We start from the raw sequence: 1,386 nt of genomic DNA on the forward strand, positions 1-1,386 counted from the left end.
CTTGCCACGCCCGACGTCCGCGCCCGCACCGAAGGCGTCATTGCCTGGCGTCCGCAGGTCGCCTGAACCGCATGGGCCCATCCGCGGGCAATGCGAGCCGCAAACAACAAAAAGCCCCGCGGCGGCAGCCGGCGGGGCTTTTCAAATTCAAATGGCAGAGAGCGATCAGATTTCGCTCTGCGACGTCACGATCCTCGAAACCAGGCCGTAGACCTTGGCCTCTTCGGCTGACAGCCAATAATCGCGGTCCGTGTCGGCGGCGATCTTCTCGACCGACTGGCCAGTGGCTTCGGCCATGATCCTGTTCAGCCGCTCGTTCATCTTGATGATTTCGCGGGCCTGAATCTCGATATCGGATGCCATGCCGCGGGTGCCGCCGGACGGTTGATGAAGCAGGAAGCGGGTGTTCGGCAAGCAGATGCGGCGTTCCTTCGGAACGGACACATAGATCAGCGCGCCGGCCGATGCGACCCAGCCCGTACCGATCATCCAGACCTTCGGCTTGATGAACTTGATCATGTCATGGATCGAATCGCCCGATTCCACGTGGCCGCCGGGCGAGCTCACATAGACGCGGATGTCTTCGTCGCTGGCGGCGGCAAGCGCCACGAGCTGCGTGTTGACCTTCTGCGCCAGTTCCTGGGTAATCGTTCCATAGATGAAGATCGAACGCGACTTGAAAAGATTCGCTTCCGTTTCCTTGCCGAGCGGCAGTTCCTTGGTCTTGTCGTCCTTGTCGTCTTCGTCGTCGAGCACGCTGAGAGTCTCCTGCATCAGATTCATATACCGGACATAATGTGTTCGCCGCCGTAAAACAATGGAGCGTAGAGTCTAAGACGGCACCTTCCACGGACTAAGGTGAATGACGTAGTACCGAGCCTTCCGCCGCGGCAATTGCCGATGGACAGCCACAAAGCCCTTGCCTATCTTCGCAGTCATTCCGCATGCACATAATTTCCAGGGGACCCAAATGCTGAAACGCTTTTCGCTCGCCGCCGCCGTTCTTGCCGCCGCCACCGCACCTGCCTTCGCGCATCTCAATCCGGCAGAACACGGATCGCTCCTCGCCGGTTTCTCCCATCCGCTATTCGGCGCCGACCATATCCTGGTCATGGTCGCAGTCGGCCTCTGGGCGGCGCAGATCGGAACCGACGGCAACCGCAATGCGCTGTGGATCGTCCCCGCAGCTTTCGTCGGCACCATGGCCGCCGGCTTCCTGCTCGCGCTCGGCGGCATAAGCCTTCCGTTCGTCGAACCGGCGATCCTCGCCTCGGTCATCGGGCTTGGCCTGCTTGTCGCAACGGCGGTGAAACTGCCGGTTCCGGCGGCGGCTGCCGTGGTCGGCGTCTTCGCGCTGTTCCACGGTCACGCCCATGGCGGCGAACT

2 protein-coding genes are annotated in these 1,386 nt (G+C 61.5%); one reads left to right on the forward strand and one right to left on the reverse strand.

Annotation, left to right across the window (positions count from 1 at the left end):
• Positions 1-165 precede the first annotated feature (165 nt).
• Positions 166-756, reverse strand: a complete 591-nt coding sequence (locus tag MOV61_RS29925; protein WP_244446555.1) for an ATP-dependent Clp protease proteolytic subunit — start codon at positions 754-756, stop codon at positions 166-168.
• A 214-nt stretch (positions 757-970) separates the two neighbouring features.
• Here MOV61_RS29925 and MOV61_RS29930 point away from each other — a divergent pair.
• Positions 971-1,386 (forward strand): HupE/UreJ family protein (locus tag MOV61_RS29930; protein WP_247139179.1); only part of this gene is annotated, 416 nt, incomplete at its 3' end.

Origin of the sequence: Neorhizobium sp. BETTINA12A (assembly GCF_023006485.1) — a bacterium.
Taxonomy (GTDB): domain Bacteria; phylum Pseudomonadota; class Alphaproteobacteria; order Rhizobiales; family Rhizobiaceae; genus Neorhizobium.